23 protein-coding genes, 1 tRNA gene and 1 riboswitch are annotated in these 21,757 nt (G+C 70.1%); of the genes, 9 read left to right on the forward strand and 15 right to left on the reverse strand.

Annotated elements, in window-relative coordinates; genetic code table 11:
- Positions 1-13: 13 nt before the first annotated feature.
- Entirely contained in the window at positions 14-1,492 is a 1,479-nt protein-coding gene (locus tag OIE75_RS13885; RefSeq protein ID WP_329471090.1) for an MFS transporter, read from the reverse strand.
- A gap of 106 nt (positions 1,493-1,598) precedes the next feature.
- On the reverse strand, positions 1,599-3,017 hold the full coding sequence (locus OIE75_RS13890) for a DUF445 domain-containing protein (protein WP_373462957.1): 1,419 nt from the start codon (positions 3,015-3,017) through the stop codon (positions 1,599-1,601).
- A gap of 162 nt (positions 3,018-3,179) precedes the next feature.
- On the opposite strand from OIE75_RS13890, the gene OIE75_RS13895 reads away from it, so the two are divergent.
- Positions 3,180-4,544: an SGNH/GDSL hydrolase family protein gene (locus OIE75_RS13895; protein WP_307012449.1), complete on the forward strand. Its 1,365-nt coding sequence runs from the start codon at positions 3,180-3,182 to the stop codon at positions 4,542-4,544.
- Positions 4,545-4,615: 71 nt separating this feature from the next.
- On the opposite strand, the gene OIE75_RS13900 is transcribed toward OIE75_RS13895, so the two are convergent.
- The 4 genes from OIE75_RS13900 to OIE75_RS13915 are packed head-to-tail and all read right to left on the reverse strand — an operon-like array spanning position 4,616 to position 8,099.
- Positions 4,616-5,407, reverse strand: a complete 792-nt coding sequence (locus tag OIE75_RS13900) for a DUF1707 SHOCT-like domain-containing protein (RefSeq protein WP_307012451.1) — start codon at positions 5,405-5,407, stop codon at positions 4,616-4,618.
- A 33-nt stretch (positions 5,408-5,440) separates the two neighbouring features.
- Positions 5,441-6,436: an ABC transporter ATP-binding protein gene (locus OIE75_RS13905; protein ID WP_307012452.1), complete on the reverse strand. Its 996-nt coding sequence runs from the start codon at positions 6,434-6,436 to the stop codon at positions 5,441-5,443.
- 21 nt (positions 6,437-6,457) lie between these two features.
- Complete coding sequence (locus tag OIE75_RS13910) at positions 6,458-7,300, reverse strand: ABC transporter permease (RefSeq protein ID WP_307012454.1); 843 nt, start codon at positions 7,298-7,300, stop codon at positions 6,458-6,460.
- Positions 7,293-8,099, reverse strand: a complete 807-nt coding sequence (locus OIE75_RS13915) for an ABC transporter permease (RefSeq protein ID WP_307012456.1) — start codon at positions 8,097-8,099, stop codon at positions 7,293-7,295. The genes OIE75_RS13910 and OIE75_RS13915 overlap by 8 nt, the downstream gene beginning before the upstream one ends.
- A 204-nt stretch (positions 8,100-8,303) precedes the next feature.
- Here OIE75_RS13915 and OIE75_RS13920 point away from each other — a divergent pair, with 204 nt between their 5' ends.
- Entirely contained in the window at positions 8,304-10,730 is a 2,427-nt protein-coding gene (locus OIE75_RS13920; protein WP_329471091.1) for a transglycosylase domain-containing protein, read from the forward strand.
- Here OIE75_RS13920 and OIE75_RS13925 read toward each other — a convergent pair.
- The 3 genes from OIE75_RS13925 to OIE75_RS13935 form a co-directional block, all read right to left on the reverse strand.
- Complete coding sequence (locus tag OIE75_RS13925; protein ID WP_055417143.1) at positions 10,724-11,044, reverse strand: DMT family transporter; 321 nt, start codon at positions 11,042-11,044, stop codon at positions 10,724-10,726. The two genes, OIE75_RS13920 and OIE75_RS13925, sit on opposite strands and share 7 nt — an antisense overlap.
- A gap of 31 nt (positions 11,045-11,075) precedes the next feature.
- Positions 11,076-11,137, reverse strand: a riboswitch (guanidine-III (ykkC-III) riboswitch).
- A 60-nt stretch (positions 11,138-11,197) separates the two neighbouring features.
- Complete coding sequence (locus OIE75_RS13930; RefSeq protein ID WP_167307483.1) at positions 11,198-11,500, reverse strand: GroES family chaperonin; 303 nt, start codon at positions 11,498-11,500, stop codon at positions 11,198-11,200.
- A 77-nt stretch (positions 11,501-11,577) separates the two neighbouring features.
- Positions 11,578-11,910: a DUF3618 domain-containing protein gene (locus OIE75_RS13935; RefSeq protein ID WP_307012461.1), complete on the reverse strand. Its 333-nt coding sequence runs from the start codon at positions 11,908-11,910 to the stop codon at positions 11,578-11,580.
- Positions 11,911-12,002: 92 nt separating this feature from the next.
- On the opposite strand from OIE75_RS13935, the gene bcp reads away from it, so the two are divergent.
- From bcp to OIE75_RS13955, 4 genes are all read left to right on the forward strand, one after another.
- Positions 12,003-12,470, forward strand: a complete 468-nt coding sequence (bcp, locus tag OIE75_RS13940; protein ID WP_122619862.1) for a thioredoxin-dependent thiol peroxidase — start codon at positions 12,003-12,005, stop codon at positions 12,468-12,470.
- Positions 12,471-12,601: 131 nt separating this feature from the next.
- The gene (locus OIE75_RS13945; protein ID WP_329473985.1) at positions 12,602-13,255 is read left to right on the forward strand and encodes an HNH endonuclease signature motif containing protein; all 654 of its coding nucleotides are present in this window, start codon (positions 12,602-12,604) and stop codon (positions 13,253-13,255) included.
- On the forward strand, positions 13,252-13,962 hold the full coding sequence (locus OIE75_RS13950; protein WP_329471092.1) for an HNH endonuclease signature motif containing protein: 711 nt from the start codon (positions 13,252-13,254) through the stop codon (positions 13,960-13,962). Before OIE75_RS13945 ends, OIE75_RS13950 begins: the two co-directional genes overlap by 4 nt.
- Positions 13,928-14,011 (forward strand) — tRNA-Leu (locus tag OIE75_RS13955). Before OIE75_RS13950 ends, OIE75_RS13955 begins: the two co-directional genes overlap by 35 nt.
- 54 nt (positions 14,012-14,065) lie before the next feature.
- Here OIE75_RS13955 and rdgB read toward each other — a convergent pair.
- The 4 genes from rdgB to OIE75_RS13975 all read right to left on the reverse strand — a co-directional run bounded on the left by rdgB (position 14,066) and on the right by OIE75_RS13975 (position 16,358).
- Positions 14,066-14,668, reverse strand: a complete 603-nt coding sequence (rdgB, locus tag OIE75_RS13960; RefSeq protein ID WP_307012468.1) for an RdgB/HAM1 family non-canonical purine NTP pyrophosphatase — start codon at positions 14,666-14,668, stop codon at positions 14,066-14,068.
- Between the two features lie 47 nt (positions 14,669-14,715).
- Positions 14,716-15,120, reverse strand: coding sequence for a hypothetical protein (locus tag OIE75_RS13965; protein ID WP_122619859.1), 405 nt, complete (start codon positions 15,118-15,120; stop codon positions 14,716-14,718).
- Positions 15,121-15,290: 170 nt separating this feature from the next.
- Positions 15,291-16,028, reverse strand: a complete 738-nt coding sequence (gene rph, locus OIE75_RS13970; protein WP_329471093.1) for a ribonuclease PH — start codon at positions 16,026-16,028, stop codon at positions 15,291-15,293.
- 96 nt (positions 16,029-16,124) lie between these two features.
- The gene (locus OIE75_RS13975) at positions 16,125-16,358 is read right to left on the reverse strand and encodes a glucose PTS transporter subunit EIIB (RefSeq protein WP_003975905.1); all 234 of its coding nucleotides are present in this window, start codon (positions 16,356-16,358) and stop codon (positions 16,125-16,127) included.
- 158 nt (positions 16,359-16,516) lie between these two features.
- Here OIE75_RS13975 and OIE75_RS13980 point away from each other — a divergent pair, with 158 nt between their 5' ends.
- Positions 16,517-17,812: a PTS transporter subunit EIIC gene (locus OIE75_RS13980; RefSeq protein ID WP_307012476.1), complete on the forward strand. Its 1,296-nt coding sequence runs from the start codon at positions 16,517-16,519 to the stop codon at positions 17,810-17,812.
- Between the two features lie 227 nt (positions 17,813-18,039).
- A complete protein-coding gene (locus OIE75_RS13985) occupies positions 18,040-19,290 on the forward strand; it encodes a PTS transporter subunit EIIC (RefSeq protein WP_329471094.1) in 1,251 nt (416 codons plus the stop codon).
- Positions 19,291-19,366: 76 nt separating this feature from the next.
- Here the strand turns inward: OIE75_RS13985 and OIE75_RS13990 are convergent, their stop codons facing one another.
- Positions 19,367-20,119, reverse strand: a complete 753-nt coding sequence (locus OIE75_RS13990; protein ID WP_307012479.1) for an MBL fold metallo-hydrolase — start codon at positions 20,117-20,119, stop codon at positions 19,367-19,369.
- Positions 20,120-20,322: 203 nt separating this feature from the next.
- Between OIE75_RS13990 and OIE75_RS13995 the strand changes: the two genes are divergently transcribed.
- On the forward strand, positions 20,323-20,787 hold the full coding sequence (locus OIE75_RS13995; protein WP_122619854.1) for a type II toxin-antitoxin system PemK/MazF family toxin: 465 nt from the start codon (positions 20,323-20,325) through the stop codon (positions 20,785-20,787).
- Positions 20,788-20,801: 14 nt separating this feature from the next.
- On the opposite strand, the gene OIE75_RS14000 is transcribed toward OIE75_RS13995, so the two are convergent.
- Entirely contained in the window at positions 20,802-21,752 is a 951-nt protein-coding gene (locus OIE75_RS14000) for a PLP-dependent cysteine synthase family protein (protein WP_307012481.1), read from the reverse strand.
- Positions 21,753-21,757 lie beyond the last annotated feature (5 nt).

Here is a 21,757-nt window from a genome sequence, read left to right on the forward strand (position 1 = left end):
ATCCCGTTGTTCCCTAGGTCTGTGCCTTGACTGAGGACAGCGGTTCGGCGATGTCCTCCAGCGAACGCTGTTCCGCCTTCACCGCCAGGAACGCCGCCACCAGACCGGCCGCGCACATCAGCCCGGCACCGACCTGGAAGGCCAGAACAGTGTCGCCGACCACGCCGGACTCCGTCAGGTCGGCGAAGAGCAGCGGGCCGCTGATGCCGCCGGCGGCGGTGCCGAGGGCGTAGAAGAAGGCGATGGCCATGGCCCGGGTCTCCATCGGGAAGATCTCGGAGACGGTCAGGTACGCGCTGGACGCGCCGGCCGACGCGAAGAACAGCACCACGCACCAGCAGGCCGTCATCGTCGTGGCCGTGAGCGAGCCGCGGTCGAACAGGTACGCCGTGCCGAAGAGCAGCACGCCGGACAGCAGATACGTACCCGAGATCATGATCCGGCGCCCGACCGTGTCGAAGAGCGGGCCGAGGAGCAGCGGGCCGAGGAAGTTGCCGGCGGCGATGACGGCGAAGTAGTAGCCGGTGCTGCCGGTCGGCACGTCGAAGAAGGTGATGAGGATGGTGCCGAAGCCGAAGGTGATGGCGTTGTAGAGGAAGGCCTGGCCGATGAAGAGGGAGAGGCCGAGGACGGCGCGGCGCGGGTAGCGGCGGAAGACGGTCTTGGCGATCAGACCGAAGCCGATGCTCTTGCGCTGGTGGATGGTGATCTCACCGGCCGGCGGCGGCAGCTTCGCCCCCTTCTCCTCCTCGATCTCCCGTTCGACGGACGAGACGAGGGTGTCCGCCTTCTCGCCCTGGCCGTGGATGAACTGCCACCGTGGGCTCTCCGGCACGTGCCGCCGTACGAGCAGGATGACCAGGCCGAGGACGACGCCCAGGCCGAAGCTGAGCCGCCAGCCGAGGTCCTTGGGGAAGATGTCGGTGTCCAGCATCACGATGGACAGCAGCGCGCCGCCGATGGCGCCCAGCCAGTAGCTGCCGTTGATGATGAGGTCGACCCGGCCCCGGTACTTGGACGGGATCAGCTCGTCGATCGCGGAGTTGATGGCCGCGTACTCGCCGCCGATGCCGAAGCCGGTGAGGAACCGGAAGAGGAAGAACCACCAGGACTCGAAGGACAGGGCGGTCAGCGCGGTCGCCGCGAGGTAGACGACCAGCGTGACCATGAACAGCTTCTTGCGGCCGTAGCGGTCGGTCAGCCAGCCGAAGAACAGGGCCCCGGAGCACGCGCCCGCCACGTACAGGGCGGCGGCGAGGCCGGTGATCTGCGCGGACGTGATGTCGAGGCCACTGCCGTCCTCGGCGATGCGTCCGGCGACATTGCCGACGATCGTGACCTCCAGACCGTCCAGGATCCAGACGGTACCGAGGCCGATCACGATCATCCAGTGCCATCGCGACCAGGGCAGGCGGTCCAGGCGGGCCGGGACGGCCGTGGTGACGGTCCCGGCGGAGGCGGGCACCGAACCCGACGCCGATTCTGCTGTCATGGCTCCCTCTCCGTCGAGCGAACGCCTCCCTTGTGCCCGGCACCGGAGGGAACACGCCCGTCGCGCCGGGTGGCAGAGGGCCCGCCGGACCGGAGCCGGACGGGGCCTACGCCCCCAGCATGCGGGAGACCGTGTAGATCAGCAGCCCGGCCAGCGAGCCGACCACCGTGCCGTTGATGCGGATGAACTGGAGGTCGCGGCCGATGTTCGCCTCGATCTTCTTGGTGGTGTGCTCGGCGTCCCAGCTCGCCACCGTGTCGGTGATCAGGGAGGTGATCTCGCGGCGGTAGGTCGTCACCACGTACACCGCGGCGCCCTCCACCCACCCGTCGACCTTGCCCTGCACCTTCGGGTCGGAGGCCATCCGGGCGCCCAGGGAGAGCAGCGAGGCCCTCACCCGCAGCCGCAGTTCGCTGCGCTCGTCCTCCGCCGCGGAGACGATCATGGACCGTACGGCCGTCCAGGCGGACGCGATCAGGTCCTGGACCTCGCCGCGGCCCAGCACCTCGGTCTTCAGCCGCTCCACGCGCGCGCGGGTGTCCGTGTCGGACTGGAGGTCGGAGGCGAAGTCCGCGAGGAAGCGGTCGAGGGCGCCGCGCGCCGGGTGGGCGGGCATGTCGCGCATCTCGGTGACGAAGCGCAGCAGCTCCTTGTAGACCCGCTCGCCGACCCTCTTGTCCACGAACCGGGGCGTCCAGCCGGGCGCCCCGCCCTGTACGGCGTCCATCACGGAGTCGGCGTGCAGGATCAGCCAGTCGTGGGCGCGGGAGACGACCAGGTCGACGGCGCGTTTGTGGCCGCCGTCGGTGACGATCCGGTCCAGCAGCTTGCCGATGCCGGGGGCGATCTCCTGCGCGTCGGCCCGGCGCGTGATCGCCTCCCCCACCACGGCCTGCACGTCGGAGTCGCGCAGCACCGTGAGGGCGCCGCGCAGGGCGGCGGACAGCTCGGCCGTCACCCGGTCGGCGTGCTCGGGCACGGCGAGCCAGGCGCCGAGCCGGCTGCCGATGCCGACGGCGCGCAGCCGCTGCCGCACGACGTCCTCGGAGAGGAAGTTCTCGCCGACGAACTCGCCCAGGGAGACGCCGAGCTGGTCCTTTTTCCTGGGGATGATCGCGGTGTGCGGAATGGGGATGCCGAGCGGGTGGCGGAAGAGTGCGGTGACGGCGAACCAGTCGGCGAGGGCGCCGACCATGCCGGCCTCGGCGGCGGCGCCGACATAGCCCGCCCAGGCGCCCGCGCCGCGGTGGGAGGCCCACTCGGCCAGCACGTACACCACGGCGACGAACAGCAGCAGTCCGGTCGCGGTGAGCTTCATTCGGCGTACGCCGCGGCGCTTTTCCTCGTCGGCCGGGCTGAAGGAGGTCATCGCGCGGTCACGGAACGCCCCCGCGCCGGGTCCGCGGGCGCCCGCCCCGGTCCCCGTGCGCTCTCCGGCACCGCCGGTGTCCCCGGAACCGCCGGGAAGTTCCGCCTTCGTGCGTTCCATCCGCTCCACCCGTTCGCTGATCCGTCCCGCACACATTGTCCCTTCCTGACCGACTCCTGGAACGGAACACAAGTTCCCCGCGTCTGTCCGTGAGGGGGAACGCCCGGGGCTGGTGCGGCCTTTCCCCGGCCCATGCCTCATCATGGGTTCATCGGACCGGAGCCTCGGGGCTCCCCTCGCCCGAGGAGACAGCACAACATGACCCGGGGTCGTGACGGGGGTGCGGGGGCACCTCCCACCAAGCACCGTGCCCTGCTGGCGGCGATCGTCACCTTGATAGTGGCGATTTCCGCGGCCATATACGCCGGAGCGTCCGCGGACGACGGCAGCACGAACCAGTCACCGCTCGCGGGCGGTCGTCTCCCGCGCGGTGACGCCGCTCCCGCCTCCACCGGCTCGTGGGTCGGCGCGTGGTCCACCTCGCCCGCGGCCGCCGAACCGGGCACCGAGACGACGGGCATGGCGGGCCGTTCGGTCCGCAACGTCGTGCACGCGGGCGTCGGCGGCACCAGCGCGCGGATCACCCTGTCCAACCTGTACGGGCAGTCGCCGCTGACCGTCACGCACGCCTCCATCGCCCTGGCCGCCGGCCCGGACACGGCGGCCGCGGTCGCCGACACGATGCGCCGGCTCACCTTCCGCGGCAGCCCCCGGGTGATCATCCCGGCGGGCGGCCAGGTGATGAGCGACATCGCCCGGATCGCCGTCCCGTACGGCGCGGACGTCCTGGTCACCACGTACTCCCCGGTGCCCTCCGGCCCGGTCACCTACCACCCGCAGGCACGGCAGACCAGCTACCTGGCCGCCGGCGACCGCACGGCGGACGTCACGGCCGTCGCGTACACCACCGAGACGCCGTTCTGGCGCTACCTGACGGCGCTGGACGTGCTGAGCAACGAGGCCCACGGCACCGTCGTCGCGATCGGCGACTCGATCACCGACGGCTTCGGCTCCGAGACGAACGCCAACCACCGCTGGACCGACGTGCTCGCCGAGCGGCTGCACGAGGCCGCCGGGGACGGGCGGGACGCGCCCCGCTACAGCGTCGTCAACCAGGGCATCAGCGGCAACCGGATCCTGACCAGCAGGACGGGGCGGCCCGCCGACAACCCGAGCGCGCTGAGCCGTTTCGAACGGGACGTGCTGCAACGCACCAACGTCAAGGTCGTCGTGATCGTCCTCGGCGTCAACGACATCCTGAACAGCCCGGAACTCGCCGACCGGGACTCCATCCTCGCCGGCCTGCGCACGCTGACCGACCGGGCGCACGCGCGGGGGCTGCGGGTCGTCGGCGCGACGATCATGCCGTTCGGCGGCTACCGGAACTACACGCCGGCCCGCGAGGCCATGCGGCAGCAGGTCAACGCGGAGATCCGGTCCGGCCGCGTGTTCGACGAGGTCGTCGACTTCGACAAGGCCCTGCGCGACGCCTACGACCCCCGCCGGCTCCGCGGCGACTACGACAGCGGGGACCACCTGCACCCCAGCGACAAGGGGTACGCCCGCATGGGCCAGGTCCTCGACCTGGACTCCCTGAAGGGCGCGGTCCCGGTCGAGGCGTGAGCCGCTCCCGGCGCCGGCGCGGGACACCCGGCACGCGCCGTCCCGGCCGCCCGCGAACGCCCCGGTGACCGTCAGGAGTCCCGGCGGCGTTCCCGTTCCCGCCGGTCGCCGTGCAGGTCGTGGAAGGTGTGGCGGGAGGAGTCCAGTTCCTTGGGGTCGGAGTCGCGCTCCAGCGGGTCCCGCCCCCGGGACTGGCGGCGCTCCAGCTTCTCCTGGCGGCGCTCCTCCTTGATCCGGAGCTTCTCCGCGCGGGTCAGCTTGCGTTCGACGCCGACGCCGCCCCAGAAGGCGAAGCCGGTCACGATCACGCGCGGGGCGCCCGGATCGCCGGGGACGCCCTCCTCGCGGTGGTCGAAGCCGCCCATGATCCCGATGCCGCGCACGATCACCTCGACACCGGGCGGCACGACCACGTTCATCCCGCCCATGATCGCGACGCAGTTGATCACGACCTCGCCGTCCGCGAAGTCCGCCTCGCGCAGGTCGATGTCACCGCCGCCCCAGAACGCGAACGAGTTGAACCGCCGGGGCACCGTCCAGCGCCCCTTGCGCTGGAACCCGGACATCACCGCGACCGCCCAGGTCGACGAGGGCTCACCGCCGGTGATCCGGCCCGCCCAGTCCCCCGTGGCCGCCGGCTCCTTGGTCATCGACACCTTGGGCGCCACGACCGCCGTACCGTCCGGCAGGTCCCGGGTGATCGGCGCCAGTTCCCCGTAGGTCCGCGCGCGGTACGTGGCGTCCAGCCGCTCCTCGAACTCGCTCATGTCGAGACGGCCCTCCGCGAGGGCGTCCCGCAGGACCTCGGCGACTCGTTCACGGTCGGCGTCGGATGCGCGGAGCTCCGGGGCGTCGTCGGTCATGTACAGCAGCCTACGAGGTCACCGCGCCGGGCACTACGCGCTCGCGCGTTCCGCGTACATCTTGGCGATCACCGCTTCGATGTCCGGTTCCCGCACCGACAGGTCCACCAGCGGATACTCCGCGGCGATCCGCGCCACCAGCCCCGCAGCCGACGCCGACGCCGGGAACGCCAGCCACTGCCGCGGCCCCTCCACCCGCACCACCCGCGCCGGCGCCGGCGCCTCGATCGGCGGCAGCTCCCGCTCCAGGTCCACCACCAGCGTCCGCTCGCTCTCCCCCGCCTCGTGCAGCCCCGCCAGCGGACCGTCGTACATCAGCCGCCCGTGGTCGATGACCATCACCCGCGAGCACAGCTGCTCGATGTCCTGGAGGTCGTGCGTGGTCAGCAGCACCGTCGTGCCACGCTCCGCGTTCAAGTCCCGCAGGAAACCCCGCACCTTGGCCTTCGACACCACGTCCAGGCCGATCGTCGGCTCGTCCAGGTACAGCACCTCGGGGTCGTGCAGCAGCGCCGCCGCGATGTCCCCGCGCATCCGCTGGCCCAGCGAGAGCTGCCGTACCGGCACGTCCAACAGCTCCTGGAGCTGGAGCAGTTCCACGCAGCGGTCCAGGTTCTCCCGGTAACGGGCGTCCGGGATCCGGTACATGCGGTGCATCAGCCGGTAGGAGTCGATCAGCGGCAGGTCCCACCACAGCGTCGTCCGCTGCCCGAACACGACCCCGATGCGGTGCGCCAGCCGCGTCCGCTCCCGGGACGGGTCGATCCCCGCCACCCGCAGCCGGCCCCCGCTCGGCGTCAGGATGCCGGTGAGCATCTTGATCGTCGTCGACTTCCCGGCACCGTTCGGCCCGATGTAGCCGACCATCTCCCCGCGCGCCACCGTGAAGGACAGCCCGTCCACGGCCCGCACCTCGCGCCGCTCCCGCTTCAGGAAACCCGTCTTCCTGCGCACGTCGAAGACCTTCTCGACGCCGTCCAGCTCGATGAAGGCCGCGCCCCGCGGCGCGGCGGTCTCCCCCTCGGTCATCGCCGTCGGCTCCCTCACTCGTCAGCTCCCTGTACTCCGGTACGAAAGAAGCCCCGCCCGCCAGGCCAGCCCCGCCAGCGCGCAGCAGGCCACCGCCACCAGCGGCGACGTGAACGCCACCCACTCCGGCAGGTCCAGCGGGAAGGGCCGGTCCAGCACATAACCCGCCGGCAGCCAGTTGACGAAGGCCAGCGGCACCACGAAGGTCACCCCCCGCACCAGGTCCAGCGCGAACACGGTCGGCGGATACTGCAGCATCGTCGTGCCCCCGTACGTGAACGCGTTCGACACCTCCGCCGCGTCCTGCGCCACGAACTGGAACGCCGCCGCCGCCACGAACACCGCGCAGAAGATCCCCGCCCCGCTGAGCAGCATCACCGGCATCAGCAGCAGCTTCGCCGCCGTCCAGTCGATGTCCAGCAGCACCAGGGCGTAGACCAGCACCAGCACCCCCTGCGTCACCCGGCCGAGGCGGCGCAGCGCGAACCGGTCCGCCGCCACCTGCGCCAGCACCGGCGCCGGGCGCACCAGCAGCGTGTCCAGCGTGCCGTCGCGCACCCGCCGGCCCAGCCGCTCCATCGAGCCGACCGCCAGGTCGGCCAGCCCGAAGGACACCCCCGCCACCCCGTACAGGAACGCCACCTCGCCCAGCGACCAGCCGCCCAGCGCGTCGACGCGGGAGAACATCAGCAGGATCGCCACGAAGTCCAGCGCGGTCGCCGCGAAGTTCCCGAACGTCGTCAGCGCGAACGACGTCCGGTAGGCCATCGTCGACCTGATCCACATCGTGGCGATCAGGCCGTACGTCCGCACCCCCTCCGCGACCCGGCCGCGCTCCCGGGCCACCCGCGCCGTCTCAGCCACCCTGGACCACCACCCGTCGAGTCGCCGCCGACTGCGTCAGCCGCCCCACCGCCAGCAACGCCACCGCCCACGCGGCCTGGAAGACGAACGTCCCCAGCGCGTCGGCCTCGCCGAGCAGCACGTCGGCCGGCGCCTGGAGCAGCGACGACCACGGCAGCATCCGGACCACCTCGCCGAGGGCGCCCGGGAACACGTTCAGCGGAAGCAGCATCCCCGAGCAGAAGAATCCCGCGAGCCACGCCATCTGCGTCACCCCCATGCCGTCCATCAGCCAGAAAGCCGAGAGCGCCACCAGGTACCGCAGCGCGAAGCTGACCGCCGCCGCCAGCACCACCGCCACCAGGAACGCCGCCCACCTCGACACCTCCCCCGGCAGCGCCACCGGGAAGAACAGCGACCCGAACGCGAACGGCACGACCCCGCGCCCCAGCAACTGGAACACCGCCCGCCCCAGGTCCGCCGCCAGCCACCACAGCTGGAGGTCGGCCGGCCGGTACAGATCGACGGCGATGTCACCCGTACGGATGCGCTCCATCAATTCGTCCTCGAACCCCCCGCCCCCGATCGCCAGCGCCGCCAGCAGGGCCTGCCCCAGCCAGACGAACGTCACGGCCTGCGCCTGGTCGTATCCCCCGAGCTGCGGGTTCTCCTCCCACAGGGCCAGATAGGTGTAGACCAGAATCAGTCCGAAGACCGTGTTGGTGAACACCCCGGCGGCGGTGGCCGCACGATAGGTCGCGTACCGTCTGAAGCCCCCCGCCGCGACGGCCACGTACAACCGCCCCGAGCCCACGCGCACGGCCCTCCCCCTCCGATCGGCACCAAAGCGCAGGAGCCTAGTGCGACGGCGACCGCCCGTGCCACGGATTTTCACGGGTGTGCCGCCGAGTGGGAACGGAACCCGCGGTGCGAGAGTCTTCTTCAGAGGGCCCAGAGGGCGCAGAGGCGTACAAGGCCGTACGAGTCCAGACCGTACGACGCGAAACAGGAGTCCGTGCACGAGATGAGCGACGAGCCGCAGCCGCAGCCGCAGCAGCCGGAACAGGGCTGGGCGCCGAGAGAGCCACAGGCGGCCGGCGACGGGGACGCGAAGAAGCCCAAGCGGCCCAAGCGGACCGGCTGGCGCAGGCTGATCCCGACCTGGCGCATCGTACTGAGCACCTGTGTGATCGGCCTCCTGCTGCTGGTCGGCGGCTTCTTCCTCGGCTACCACCTGGTGCAGATCCCGGCCGCCAACGCGGCCGCCACCAAGCAGTCCAACGTCTACCTGTACGCCGACGGCAGCGTCCTCGCCCGGGACGGCGAGGTCAACCGGGAGAGCGTCGGCCTCGCCCGCATCTCCAAGGACGCCCAGCACGCCGTCCTGGCCGCCGAGGACCGCGACTTCTACAGCGAGTCCGCCATCGACCCCGGCGCCATGGTCCGGGCCGGCTGGAACACCGCGACCGGCAAGGGCAAGCAGTCCGGCTCCACGATCACCCAGCAGTACGTCAAGAACTACTACCTGGCCCAGGAGCAGACGGTCACCCGCAAGGTGAAGGAGTTCTTCATCTCGATCAAGCTCGACCGCGAGAAGAGCAAGAGCGAGATCCTGGAGGGCTACCTCAACACCAGCTTCTTCGGCCGCGGCGCCTACGGCATCCAGGCCGCCGCCCAGGCCTACTACGGCATCGACGCCAAGGACCTCACGGCCGGCCAGGGCGCCTACCTCGCCTCCCTGCTCAACGCCCCCAGCCAGTACGACGTCGTCGCCCACCCCGAGAACAAGGGCGCCGCCGAGTCCCGCTGGAACTACGTCATGGACGGCATGGCCGACAAGGGCTGGCTGAGCCGCTCCGAGCGCGACGCCGCGAAGTTCCCGACGCCCAAGGCGTCCACCATCTCCACCAGCATGTCCGGACAGCGCGGCTACGTCGTCAACATCGTCAAGGACTACCTGGTCAAGAACGGGATCGTGGACGAGGAGGAACTCGCCCGCGGCGGCTACCGCATCACCACGACCCTCCAGAAGGACAAGCAGAACGCCTTCGTCAAGGCCGTCGACGACAAGCTGATGTCCCAGCTGGACAAGAAGGAACGCAAGGTCGACACCTACGTCCGCGCGGGCGGCGCCTCCGTCGACCCGCGCAGCGGCAAGGTCGTCGCGATGTACAACGGCATCGACTACGTCAAGCAGTACACACCCAACGCCGTCCGCCGGGACTTCCAGGTCGGCTCCACCTTCAAGCCCTTCGTGTTCACCTCCGCCGTCGAGAACCACTCCGAGACGCAGGACGGCGACACGATCAACCCGAACACGCGCTACGACGGCACCAGCGAACGCCCCGTCAAGGGCTGGAGCGGCGGCCGCTACGCCCCCGAGAACGAGGACCACCGCGACTACGGTGACGTCACCGTCCGCGAGGCCACCGACAAGTCCATCAACGCCGTGTACGCCCAGATGGCCGTGGACGTCGGCTCCGACAAGGTCATGCAGACCGCCATCGACCTCGGACTCTCCAAGAACACCCCGGAACTGACGCCCTCCCCCTCCATCGCCCTCGGCGTCGCCACCGCCAGCCCCCTCGACATGGCCGAGGCGTACGCGACCCTCGCCAACCACGGCAGGCACGGCACGTACACACTGGTCGAGAAGGTCATGAAGGACGGCAAGCACGAGGTCGAGCTGCCCGAACGGCGCGAGCGCCAGGCCGTCAGCCGCGAGTCCGCGGACACCACGACGTCCGTCCTGCGCAGCGTCGTCGAGAACGGCACCGCCACCGCCGCCCAGGCCGCCGGCCGTCCCGCGGCCGGCAAGACCGGTACCGCGGAGGAGGACACCGCCGCCTGGTTCGCCGGCTACACCCCCGAACTGGCCACCGTCGTCGCCGTCATGGGCCAGGACCCGAAGACCGCCGCCCACAAGCCGCTGTACGGCGCGACGGGATTGGCCAGGATCAACGGTGGCGGCGCGCCCGCCGAGATCTGGGGCCAGTACACCCGCAAGGCGCTGGAGGGCGAACCGGTCAGCGACTTCGACCTCCAGCTCCAGACGGGCGCCGACGTCACCGCGCCCCCGTCCGCCGACTCCTCGGACGAACCGGGCTCCGACGAGAGCGGCAGCGGCGAACCGGACGACGAGTCCACCGGCGACGAGGACTCCCGCACCGAGACCCCGGGCGACGGCAGCGGCGGCACCAGCACCTCGCCCGGCGACTCCGGCGGCTCGGGCGACTCCGGTGGCGAGACCGGCGCCCCGACCACCGGCGGCCCCTCGGGCGGCGCCAGCACGGAGCCGGGCCCCACGGGCGGCGGCGGAGGAGGCGACGACTCCACGAACGGCGGCACCACCGAGGGCGGCGGCGGGGACACCGACGGGGCGGGGGGCGGTGGCTCCGACCCGACCGCCGGCACCGTCGCCGGCGTCCCGGTGACACCCCGGCGTCAGTGACCCGAGGTCGCCTTCAGGCCCACGACGGCGACCAGCAGCAGGCAGATGAAGAAGATCCGGGCGGCGGTCACCGGCTCACCCAGCACGACCATGCCGAGCACCGCCGCCCCCGCCGCGCCGATCCCCACCCACACGCCGTAGGCGGTACCGATGGGGAGCGTCCGGGCCGCGTACGACAGCAGCACCATGCTCGCGACGATCCCGGCACCGGTGAACAGACTGGGCACGAGCCGGGTGAAACCGTCGGTGTACTTCATCCCGATCGACCAGCCGACCTCGAGCAGACCGGCGACGAGCAACAGAACCCAGGCCATGACGGCACCTCCGTGGAACGAACTGAACGGTGGTGCGTCGTCTTTTCATTCAGCCCGGTACGGCGCGTCTCGTCGGGTCCCTCCAAGGTAGCAAAACCAACGCAGAGGGGCCGGTGACACTGGTCACCGACCCCTCTTCCGTCCCGCGGGCTCCTACAGATACAGCCCGGTGGAGTCCTCGGACCCCTCGAACCGGTCCGCGGCCACCGCGTGCAGATCACGCTCGCGCATCAGCACGTAGCCGACCCCCCGCACCTCGACCTCGGCGCGGTCCTCCGGGTCGTACAGCACCCGGTCGCCCGGCTCGACGGTCCGTACGTTCTGCCCGACGGCGACGACCTCGGCCCAGGCCAGCCGCTTGCCGACCGCCGCCGTGGCGGGGATCAGGATGCCGCCCCCGGAACGCCGCTCGCCCTCACCGGTGTCCTGCCGCACGAGTACGCGGTCGTGCAGCATCCGGATGGGCAGCTTGTCGTCCTGGGAGCCGTGCTCGTTTCTCTTGGCGCTCACGCCCCGAACCTACCCGCCCCGGCTCAACGACCGCGCCGCCGGGTACTGCCCAGGGCGAGCAGCCCCACGACCCCGACCACCACGAGCGCGACGGGCACGACCCGCTCAAGACGGGGCGCGCCCTCCGCGTCCACGAACTGCGACTTCACATCGCTGACCGCGCTGTTGACCTTGACGTACGCGCGCCCGAGGGTGTGGTCGACGCTGGAGGCGACCTTGGCCTTGGCGTCGCCCACGATCGTCTTCGGGTGCACCCGCATCCCCAGCTCGTCGAGCGTCTCGGCCAGCACCTCGCGGCGGCGCTTGATGTCCGCCTCGATCTGCGCCGGGGTTCTGATGTCCGACGTGTCCGCCACCGTACGCCTCCGAAGTCCTCTGACACTGTCCCGCACAGTCTGTCAGCTACTCGCTGCTCCGCACTGTCAGGACCCCCGGTTACGCTGATTCGATGAGCGAGCGACTCCAGCCCGGGGACCCGGCCCCCGCCTTCACCCTCCCGGACGCCGACGGCAACGAGGTGTCCCTGTCGGACCACAAGGGCCGCAAGGTCATCGTCTACTTCTACCCTGCTGCCCTTACCCCCGGCTGCACGAAGCAGGCGTGCGACTTCACGGACAACCTGGAGCTGCTGGCCGGCGCCGGGTACGACGTGATCGGCATCTCCCCCGACAAGCCGGAGAAACTCGCCAAGTTCCGCGAGGCCGAGTCGCTGAAGGTCACCCTCCTCGCCGACCCCGACAAGAAGGCCCTCGACGCGTACGGCGCCTTCGGCGAGAAGAAGAACTACGGCCGCACCTACATGGGCGTCATCCGCTCCACGATCGTCGTGGACGAGGAGGGCAAGGTCGAACGGGCCCTGTACAACGTCCGCGCGACGGGCCACGTGGCCAAGATCATCAAGGACCTGGGCATCTGACCCCCGGTCTCCTGCGGGGCCCGTACCGAACCTTCCGGTACGGGCCCTTCCGCATGCCGTGCGTGACTGTCCGATAGTCGGTTCGTTACTCCGTACGAGGCTGCGAACGCGTGGCCGGGACGGAGGGCCTGATGGGGGCGAGTGCGTACAGCAGGGAGCGGCTGGAGGAGGCGGCTCGAGGGGCTCGGACGTTGTCGGAGGCGTTGGTGTGGTTGGGGGTGGATCCGAGGAGTTCGACGCGCGCCTACATCCGAGGGCGTATGCGCAGACTGGGGGTGGACGTATCCCACTTCCAGCGCGAGGGGGTGAAATGGACCAGGGACGTTCTTCAAGAAGCGGTCTCGGCCTCGACGAACATGTACGAGGTGCTGAGGCATCTGGGACTGGACGCCGTCGGCGGGCACCACGCGCACATCAGCCGACGGATCAAGGCATACGGCATCGATGTGTCGCACTTTCGGGTGCCGTCCCGGCGCGGCGAGTCGCGCCGCCCGCGCACCCCTGAGGCCCTGCTCGTCGAGCAGGCTCCCGCAGCGCCCCGACGCATCCACAGTGACCGTCTCAGATGGGCGATGACGACACTCGGCATTCCGGAGCAGTGCAGCCTCTGTGGTGTGCAGACGACTTGGCGTGGCAAACCGCTACCGCTTGAGGTGGACCACATCGACGGCAACTGGCGAGACAACCGCATCCAGAACCTTCGGTTCCTGTGCCCCAACTGCCACTCAACGACGGACGAGTACCGAGGACGCGGCAAGGGGCGCCCCAGGGGAGCCACCTCATGAACAATGGCGTTCAGTACTCGCGCGAGCGGCTCTTCGAAGCTGCCAACCAGTGTTCCGACATCGACGAGGTCATCGCCTTCTTCGGCACCCGGCCCTACGCCACGCTGCGTCGCTACCTCGCACGCCGCTTCGCCCACTTCGACATCGACACCTCGCACTTCAGGCCCTGGGGTAAACGAACGCGACCCTCTTCGGACGAGTTGCGTACCGCGGTCGGTGAGTCATCCTCGATCGCAGAGACACTCCGTCACCTGGAGCGCCCGGACAATGGCGGGCAACGCGCGCTCCTGCGCCAGTGGGTAGCAGAGGAGAGCCTCACCACCACGCACTTCCTGGGACAGGCACATCAACGAGGTAAGTCACGTCCGACGTTGGCCAAGAGGCCTGAAGATGTTCTGGTCAGGCGAGACGACGGCAACCGGACTCGAACCGCACCACTCCGCCGTGCACTCCGCGAGATCGGCCTACCCGAGGAGTGCGCCGAGTGTGGCACTGGATCCGAGTGGCTCGGAAAACCGATGACCTTGGAGGTCGATCACGTCAACGGGGACAGGAGTGACAATCGACGCGAGAATCTACGGCTCCTGTGTCCCAACTGTCACGCGACGACCAGCACCTGGTGCAGGGGAGGCACAAGGCGACGCGCGACTCCCGGTAGCATGGCAAGCGCTGGCGGCGGTGGCGCAATGGCGACGCAGCAGACTTAGGATCTGTGGCCCCTGACCGGGCTTGAGGGTTCGAATCCCTTCCGCCGCACACGAACGGCCTGCGAATCCAAAGAGGACGCGCAGGCCGTTTTCGTCGGCCTTTTCAGCCCAACAGCTCCCGCACCACCGGCACCAGTGCCCGGAACGCCTTCCCCCGGTGGCTGATCGCGTTCTTTTCGGCCGCCGTCAGTTCCGCGCAGGTCCGGGTCTCGCCCTCCGGCTGGAGGATCGGGTCGTAGCCGAAGCCGCCCGTGCCGGCGGGGGCGTGGCGGAGGGTGCCGCGGAGTTGGCCCTCGACGACGCGCTCCGTGCCGTCGGGCAGGGCCAGGGCGGCCGCGCAGGCGAAGTGGGCGGCGCGGTGTTCGTCGGCGATGTCGCCGAGCTGGGCGAGGAGGAGGTCGAGGTTGGCCTGGTCGTCGCCGTGGCGGCCGGCCCAGCGGGCGGAGAAGATGCCCGGCGCGCCGTTCAGGACGTCGACGCAGAGGCCGGAGTCGTCGGCGACGGCGGGCAGGCCGGTGGCCTGGGCGAGGGCGTGGGCCTTGAGCAGGGCGTTCTCGGCGAAGGTGACGCCGGTTTCCTTGACGTCGGGGATCTCCGGGTAGGCGTCCGCGCCGACGAGGTCGTGGGGCAGGCCGGCGTCGGCGAGGATGGCCCTCAGTTCGGTGATCTTTCCGGCGTTACGGGTGGCGAGGATCAGGCGGGTCATGGGGTCCAGTATCGCCGGACCGCGCCGCCCGGGCCGGGGGCCCTCCCCTACGGCGTGCAGACCTTGGTCAGTTCGCCGGCCGCGTCGGTGACGGGGCTGAGGTCGGGGGTCTCGTCGCCGTTCTCCACCGAGGTCCGGACGTTGTCGACGGCCTTGCCGAGGTCGTCGACGGCCTGGTTGACGTCCGTGTTGTCGGTCTGGTCGCCGATCTTGTCCAGGTTCTTGTCGATGGAGTCGAGGGACTCCTCCCACTGGGTGGGGTCGGACGTGTTCTCCACGGCCTGCTGGAGTTCGGTGACGCTGTCGGCTATCGCGTCCGCCGTGCGTACGCAGTCGAGGGCCTTGTCGACGGCGTCGCAGCCGGTGGTGAGTCCGGCCGTGAGGGCGACGGCGGCCAGCGTGGTGGCGACGGTGGCGGTGCGGCGAAGGCTGCGGTGGCGGCTCGCGGCCATGGATCTCGTCCTCCCCTTGGCACCGGGCCGGGCGGCCCGTGTGCGGTGCGGCGTCGGGCGTACGGCCGGTGTGGCCGTACGCCCGTGGTGCTGTACTGCTAGGGACGCGGTCGCGGGCGCGTGAGTTGCGCGCCCGCACGCACTTCCTTGAGCCGCCTTTGGCTCTCTCTTTACCTTTCCAGGGTCTCGTCGAGCGCCTTGCGCTGGAGTTCCGCGAGTTCCGCGCAGCCGGCGGTGGCGAGGTCGAGCAGGGTGTTCAGCTCGTCGCGTGCGAAGGGCTCGGCCTCGGCGGTGCCCTGGACCTCGACGAAGCGGCCGTCGCCGGTGCAGACGACGTTCATGTCGGTGTCGGCGCGCACGTCTTCCTCGTAGCGCAGGTCGAGGAGCGGGGTGCCGTCGACGATGCCGACCGAGACGGCGGCGACGGTGCCGGTCAGCGGCTTGCGGCTGGGCCTGATCAGCTTCTTGGTCTGGCCCCACGCGATGGCGTCGGCGAGGGCGACGTAGGCGCCGGTGATGGCGGCGGTGCGGGTGCCGCCGTCGGCCTGGAGGACGTCGCAGTCCAGGACGATGGTGTTCTCGCCGAGTTCCTTGTAGTCGATGACGGCGCGCAGGGAACGGCCGATGAGGCGGCTGATCTCGTGGGTGCGGCCGCCGATGCGGCCCTTGACGGACTCGCGGTCGCCCCGGGTGTTGGTGGCGCGGGGGAGCATGGCGTACTCGGCGGTGACCCAGCCTTCGCCGCTGCCCTTGCGCCAGCGCGGGACGCCTTCGGTGACGGAGGCGTTGCAGAGGACTTTGGTGTCGCCGAAGGAGACGAGGACGGAGCCTTCGGCGTGCTTGCTCCAGCCGCGTTCGATGGTGACGGGGCGGAGCTGCTGGGGGGTGCGGCCGTCGATGCGTGACATGCGGGTGAGCCTAGCGGCCCAAGCGGAAGGGGCCTTGACCGCAGTGGAAAAGCCGCCGCGGTCAAGGCCCCTTGCCGGTGGACCCGATGGGTCGGGTCACATCATGTCTTCGATTTCCGCGGCGATCGGGTCGGCGTCGGTGCCGATGACGACCTGGATGGCGGTGCCCATCTTGACGACGCCGTGGGCGCCCGCGGCCTTCAGGGCGGCTTCGTTGACCAGCGCGGGGTCGTTGACCTCGGTGCGGAGGCGGGTGATGCAGCCCTCGATCTCGTCGATGTTGTCGATGCCGCCGAGGCCGGCGACGATCTTCTCAGCCTTGCTGGCCATGTTCCTTCTCCCTGATCCGAACCGCTTTGTCGCAGTAACCCACAGTTGGCCCATCTTCGCGAGCCATCGTGCGGTGGGTGCCGAATGATGGCGTCACGGCGACGGAGCCGTCTGTCAACTGGTCTACACCAGTGTACCGGCGACCGGATGGAGACCGGATGAGTGCCGACAACGCGGTCAGCCCGGGGCGCGCGCGTTGGAACAAGGCGTTCCAGGGCCTGCAGAAGATGGGACGCAGTCTTCAGTTGCCCATCGCGGTCCTGCCCGCCGCCGGCATTCTCAACCGGCTCGGACAGCCGGATGTCTTCGGGGACGACGGTCTTGGCTGGTCGAACGTCTCGAAGGTGATGACCGGCGCGGGCGGCGCGCTGCTCGACGGTTCGCTGGGGCTGCCGCTGCTGTTCTGTGTGGGCGTGGCCATCGGGATGGCGAAGAAGGCGGACGGTTCGACGGCGCTGGCGGCGGTGGCGGGGTTCCTCGTCTACTTCAACGTGCTGCGGCAGTTCCCGGAGGACTGTCCGGAGGGGTCGGAGGCCATCCCGCAGATCGGGTGCCGGCTGACGGACGGGTCGGAGACGGTGACCGCGTTCACCTTCCAGAACCCGGGGGTCTTCGGCGGCATCGTGATGGGGCTGCTGACGGCCTATTTCTGGCAGCGCTTCCACCGTACGAAGCTGGTGGACTGGCTCGGCTTCTTCAACGGGCGCCGGCTGGTGCCGATCATCATGGCGTTCGTGGCGATCGCGTTCGCGGCACTGTGCCTGTGGGTGTGGCCGCCGATCGGTGGCGCGCTGGAGAGCTTCAGCGACTGGCTGAACGGACTGGGCGCGTGGGGTTCGGGCATCTTCGGGGTCGCGAACCGGGCGTTGCTGGTGATCGGCCTGCACCAGTTCCTGAACGTGCCGATGTGGTTCCAGTTCGGCTCGTACACCAAGCCCGACGGCACGGTGGTGCACGGCGACATCAACATGTTCCTGGCGGGCGATCCGACGGCGGGCCAGTTCACCACGGGCTTCTTCCCGATCATGATGTTCGCGCTGCCGGCGGCGGCGCTGGCGATCACGCACTGCGCGAAGCCGCACCGGCGCAAGGAGGTCGGGGGTCTGATGCTGTCGGTGGGGCTGACGTCGTTCGTGACGGGGATCACGGAGCCGCTGGAGTACTCGTTCCTCTTCATCGCGCCGGTGCTGTACGCGGTGCACGCGGTGCTGACGGGTGTGTCGATGGCGGTGACGTGGGCGCTGGGTGTGAAGGACGGGTTCAGCTTCTCGGCGGGGCTGATCGACTACGTCATCAACTGGAACCTGGCGACGAGGCCGTGGCTGATCATCCCGATCGGGCTGTGCTTCGCGCTGGTGTACTACGTGGTCTTCCGGTTCGCGATCACAAAGTTCGACCTCAAGACCCCGGGCCGTGAGCCCGAGGACGAGGTGGAGGACGTCACGAAGGTGTAGACCTCACGCACCCTCACGTACTCTTTGCACGTGGTCTCCCGAAGGCCCCCGGACCGCCCGGTCCGGGGGCCTTCGGCACGCCCTCGCACGGGTCTGAACTGGGGACTTGATCCGGCACTGCGCGTAGCGCTCCGGTAGCGGAATCGTGGGTTCCTTACGCGGCCTTCATCGTGCTACAACAGGTCTACACCACTGAGTGGTGTAGACCACCACCCGATGGAGGAAGTATGAGCACCGCCACCGACAAGGCGGCCCCCGCAAAGAAGCGGGGATCTGGTCTTTTCCAGGGTCTGCAGAAGGTCGGCCGCAGCCTGCAGCTCCCGATCGCCGTGCTGCCGGCGGCGGGCATCATGGTCCGGCTCGGCCAGGACGACATCTTCGGCAAGGACGGCCTCGGCTGGGACCGCGTCGCCGCGGTCTTCAACAACGCCGGCGGTGCCCTGACCGGATCGCTTCCGATCCTGTTCTGCATAGGCGTGGCCATCGGTTTCGCCAAGAAGGCGGACGGCTCGACGGCCCTGGCCGCGGTGGTCGGCTTCCTCGTCTACAGCAAGGTCCTCGAGGCCTTCCCGGTCACCGAGGCGGTGGTCAAGAAGGGCGAGGACATCGCCGCGACGTACAACGACCCGGGGGTGCTCGGCGGCATCATCATGGGTCTGCTCGCCGCCGTGCTGTGGCAGCGGTTCCACCGCACCAGGCTGGTGGACTGGCTCGGCTTCTTCAACGGGCGCCGGCTGGTGCCGATCATCATGGCCTTCGTCGGCATCGTGGTCGGTGTCTTCTTCGGTCTGGTCTGGGAGCCCATCGGCACCGGCATCTCCAACTTCGGCGAGTGGATGACGGGCCTCGGCTCGGGCGGCGCGGCCCTGTTCGGCGGCGTGAACCGGGCGCTGATCCCGGTCGGCATGCACCAGTTCGTGAACACCGTGGCCTGGTTCCAGCTCGGCGACTTCACCAACTCCGCCGGTGAGGTCGTGCACGGCGACATCACCCGCTTCCTGGCCGGTGACCCGTCCGCCGGCATCTTCCAGTCGGGCTTCTTCCCGATCATGATGTTCGGCCTGCCGGCCGCCGCCATCGCCATCGCGCACACGGCCCGCCCGGAGCGCCGCAAGGCCGTCCTCGGCATGATGGTCTCGCTGGCGCTGACCTCGTTCGTCACGGGTGTGACCGAGCCGATCGAGTTCTCGTTCATGTTCATCGCGCCGGTCCTGTACGTGCTGCACGCGGTGCTCACCGCGATATCCATGGCGGTCACCTGGGGCCTGGGTGTGCACGCGGGCTTCAACTTCTCGGCCGGTGCCATCGACTACGCCCTGAACTGGCATCTGGCGACCAAGCCATGGCTGATCATCCCGATCGGTCTGGTGTTCGCGGCGATCTACTACGTGACGTTCCGCTTCGCGATCGTCAAGTTCGACCTGAAGACCCCGGGCCGCGAGCCCGAGGAGGAGGTCGAGGACCTCACGAAGGCGTGAGTCCCCGCCGTACGGCATGACGAAGGCCCCGGAACCGGGCAGGTTCCGGGGCCTTCGCGTACGTCCGCGGGCGGGGCTAGACCTCGTACACCGCACCCGTCGCCGCGACCTCCACCGCTCCGTCGTAGACCTCGCGCGCGTCGGCCAGGTTGATCCGGGGGTCGGTCCACGGGGGGATGTGGGTGAGCACCAGGCGGCGGGCGCCGGCGCGGGCGGCGGTCTCGCCCGCCTCGCGGCCGTTGAGGTGCAGGTCGGGGATGCTCTCCTTGCCGTGCGTGAAGGCGGCCTCGCACAGGAACAGGTCGGTGTCCCGGGCGAGTTCGTCCAGCACGGGGGTGACACCCGTGTCGCCGGAGTAGGTGAGCGAGCGGCCGCCGTGCTCGACGCGGATGGCGTAGGCCTCCACGGGGTGGGCGACCCGCTCGGTGTGCACGGTGAAGGGGCCGATCTCGAAGGTCGACGGCTTGACCGTGTGGAAGTCGAACACCTCGCTCATGGACGAGGCCGAGGGGGTGTCGGCGTAGGCGGTGGTGAGCCGGTGCTCGGTGCCCTCGGGTCCGTAGACCGGGAGCGGGGCGCAGCGGCCGCCTTCGTGCCGGTAGTAGCGCGCCACGAAGTAGGCGCACATGTCGATGCAGTGGTCGGAGTGCAGGTGGCTGAGGAAGATCGCGTCGAGGTCGTAGAGACCGCAGTGGCGCTGCAGCTCGCCGAGGGCACCGTTGCCCATGTCGAGGAGCAGCCGGAAGCCGTCGGCCTCGACGAGGTAGCTCGAGCAGGCCGATTCCGCGGACGGGAACGACCCCGAGCAGCCGACGACGGTGAGCTTCATGAAGCAGAAACCTCCGCTGGCGCGTATGGAGAGACGGGGGTCGTGCGGTTCGTCGAGCGTAAGGCGCAAAACCCCGGGTCGCTCCTCCACCAGGGTGCGTTGTGGGCGAACTCACCTGCGGTGTCACCGGTTCGGCTGGAACCGGGGCGCGTGGAGGCACTGAAGGGGCGCGCGTGGAGAGTGCGCGCCGGTACCGTCTCGGTATGCACACGTCCTGGTGGCTCGCCCTCGCGGCGGTGGTCCTGCTCGCAGCCGTCGCCACGGTCGTCGACGGCTGGGGCCGCGGGCGTCGCCCTCCCCGGCCGGGCGGCAGCCGGCGGCCGCCGGGACGCCCCACGGGTCCCCGGGCCCGGTCCACGCGTCCGCGGCCCGCGGAGATCTGGTGGGCGAACGTGCCGTACGAGGACACCGCCGGTGCCAAGGACCGGCCGTGCCTGGTGATCTCGGTGCGGGGGCGGCGGGTACTGGTCGCGAAGATCACCACGCGGCACCGGGACGGGCGGACCGGGGTGATCACGTTGCCGCCGGGCTCCGTCGGGGACGCCCGGGGCCGGACGAGCTTCCTGGAGACCGACGAGCTGCGTGAGGTGCCCGTGGGCGACTTCCGGCGCCGGGTGGGTGTGGTGGACCCGGTCCTGTGGGACCAGGTCCGTCACCTCGCGCAGTAGGCCTCAGCCGGCGGTCAGGCCCAGAGCTGGCCCTGGAGGGTCTCGATGGCCGCTTCGGTGGTGGCCGCCGTGTAGACGCCGGTGGAGAGGTACTTCCAGCCGCCGTCGGCGACGACGAACACGATGTCCGCGCTCTCGCCGGCCTTCACCGCCTTGTTGCCCACGCCGATCGCGGCGTGCAGCGCGGCGCCGGTGGAGACGCCCGCGAAGATGCCCTCCTGCTGGAGGAGTTCCCGGGTGCGGGTGACCGCGTCGGCGGAGCCCACCGAGAAGCGGGTGGTGAGCACGGAGGCGTCGTACAGCTCGGGTACGAAGCCCTCGTCGAGGTTGCGCAGCCCGTAGACCAGGTCGTCGTAGCGCGGCTCGGCGGCGACGATCCTGACGTCCGGCTTGTGCTCGCGCAGGTAGCGGCCGACGCCCATGAGGGTGCCGGTGGTGCCGAGGCCGGCCACGAAGTGGGTGACGGACGGGAGGTCGGCCAGGATCTCGGGACCGGTGCCGGCGTAGTGGGCGCCCGCATTGTCCGGGTTGCCGTACTGGTAGAGCATCACCCAGTCCGGGTGCTCGGCCGAGAGTTCCTTGGCGACCCGTACCGCGGTGTTGGAGCCGCCCGCGGCCGGCGAGGAGATGATCTCCGCGCCCCACATGGTGAGCAGGTCCCGTCGCTCCTGCGAGGTGTTCTCGGGCATCACGCAGACGATGCGGTAGCCCTTGAGCCTGGCCGCCATGGCCAGGGAGATGCCGGTGTTCCCGCTGGTCGGCTCCAGGATCGTGCAGCCCGCGGTGAGGCGGCCGTCCTTCTCCGCCTGCTCGATCATGTGCAGGGCGGGGCGGTCCTTGATGGAGCCGGTCGGGTTGCGGTCCTCCAGCTTGGCCCAGATGCGGACGTCGTCGGACGGCGAGAGCCGCGGCAGGCGCACCAGGGGGGTGTTGCCCACCGCTGCCAGCGGGGAGTCGTACCGCATCCCGA

The sequence above is a fragment of the Streptomyces sp. NBC_01723 genome (genome assembly GCF_036246005.1).
Lineage (GTDB): Bacteria > Actinomycetota > Actinomycetes > Streptomycetales > Streptomycetaceae > Streptomyces.

What these genes read in the sequence shown, in the direction of transcription:
- OIE75_RS13885 (WP_329471090.1), bottom strand. Translation starts at nt 1,492, where the DNA reads ATGACAGCAGAATCGGCGTCGGGTTCGGTGCCCGCCTCCGCCGGGACC.
- OIE75_RS13890 (WP_373462957.1), bottom strand. Translation starts at nt 3,017, where the DNA reads ATGTGTGCGGGACGGATCAGCGAACGGGTGGAGCGGATGGAACGCACG.
- OIE75_RS13895 (WP_307012449.1), top strand. Translation starts at nt 3,180, where the DNA reads ATGACCCGGGGTCGTGACGGGGGTGCGGGGGCACCTCCCACCAAGCAC.
- OIE75_RS13900 (WP_307012451.1), bottom strand. Translation starts at nt 5,407, where the DNA reads ATGACCGACGACGCCCCGGAGCTCCGCGCATCCGACGCCGACCGTGAA.
- OIE75_RS13905 (WP_307012452.1), bottom strand. Translation starts at nt 6,436, where the DNA reads ATGACCGAGGGGGAGACCGCCGCGCCGCGGGGCGCGGCCTTCATCGAG.
- OIE75_RS13920 (WP_329471091.1), top strand. Translation starts at nt 8,304, where the DNA reads ATGAGCGACGAGCCGCAGCCGCAGCCGCAGCAGCCGGAACAGGGCTGG.
- OIE75_RS13925 (WP_055417143.1), bottom strand. Translation starts at nt 11,044, where the DNA reads ATGGCCTGGGTTCTGTTGCTCGTCGCCGGTCTGCTCGAGGTCGGCTGG.
- OIE75_RS13930 (WP_167307483.1), bottom strand. Translation starts at nt 11,500, where the DNA reads ATGCTGCACGACCGCGTACTCGTGCGGCAGGACACCGGTGAGGGCGAG.
- bcp (WP_122619862.1), top strand. Translation starts at nt 12,003, where the DNA reads ATGAGCGAGCGACTCCAGCCCGGGGACCCGGCCCCCGCCTTCACCCTC.
- OIE75_RS13945 (WP_329473985.1), top strand. Translation starts at nt 12,602, where the DNA reads ATGGGGGCGAGTGCGTACAGCAGGGAGCGGCTGGAGGAGGCGGCTCGA.
- OIE75_RS13950 (WP_329471092.1), top strand. Translation starts at nt 13,252, where the DNA reads ATGAACAATGGCGTTCAGTACTCGCGCGAGCGGCTCTTCGAAGCTGCC.
- rdgB (WP_307012468.1), bottom strand. Translation starts at nt 14,668, where the DNA reads ATGACCCGCCTGATCCTCGCCACCCGTAACGCCGGAAAGATCACCGAA.
- OIE75_RS13965 (WP_122619859.1), bottom strand. Translation starts at nt 15,120, where the DNA reads ATGGCCGCGAGCCGCCACCGCAGCCTTCGCCGCACCGCCACCGTCGCC.
- rph (WP_329471093.1), bottom strand. Translation starts at nt 16,028, where the DNA reads ATGTCACGCATCGACGGCCGCACCCCCCAGCAGCTCCGCCCCGTCACC.
- OIE75_RS13975 (WP_003975905.1), bottom strand. Translation starts at nt 16,358, where the DNA reads ATGGCCAGCAAGGCTGAGAAGATCGTCGCCGGCCTCGGCGGCATCGAC.
- OIE75_RS13980 (WP_307012476.1), top strand. Translation starts at nt 16,517, where the DNA reads ATGAGTGCCGACAACGCGGTCAGCCCGGGGCGCGCGCGTTGGAACAAG.
- OIE75_RS13985 (WP_329471094.1), top strand. Translation starts at nt 18,040, where the DNA reads ATGAGCACCGCCACCGACAAGGCGGCCCCCGCAAAGAAGCGGGGATCT.
- OIE75_RS13990 (WP_307012479.1), bottom strand. Translation starts at nt 20,119, where the DNA reads ATGAAGCTCACCGTCGTCGGCTGCTCGGGGTCGTTCCCGTCCGCGGAA.
- OIE75_RS13995 (WP_122619854.1), top strand. Translation starts at nt 20,323, where the DNA reads ATGCACACGTCCTGGTGGCTCGCCCTCGCGGCGGTGGTCCTGCTCGCA.
- OIE75_RS14000 (WP_307012481.1), bottom strand. Translation starts at nt 21,752, where the DNA reads ATGCGGTACGACTCCCCGCTGGCAGCGGTGGGCAACACCCCCCTGGTG.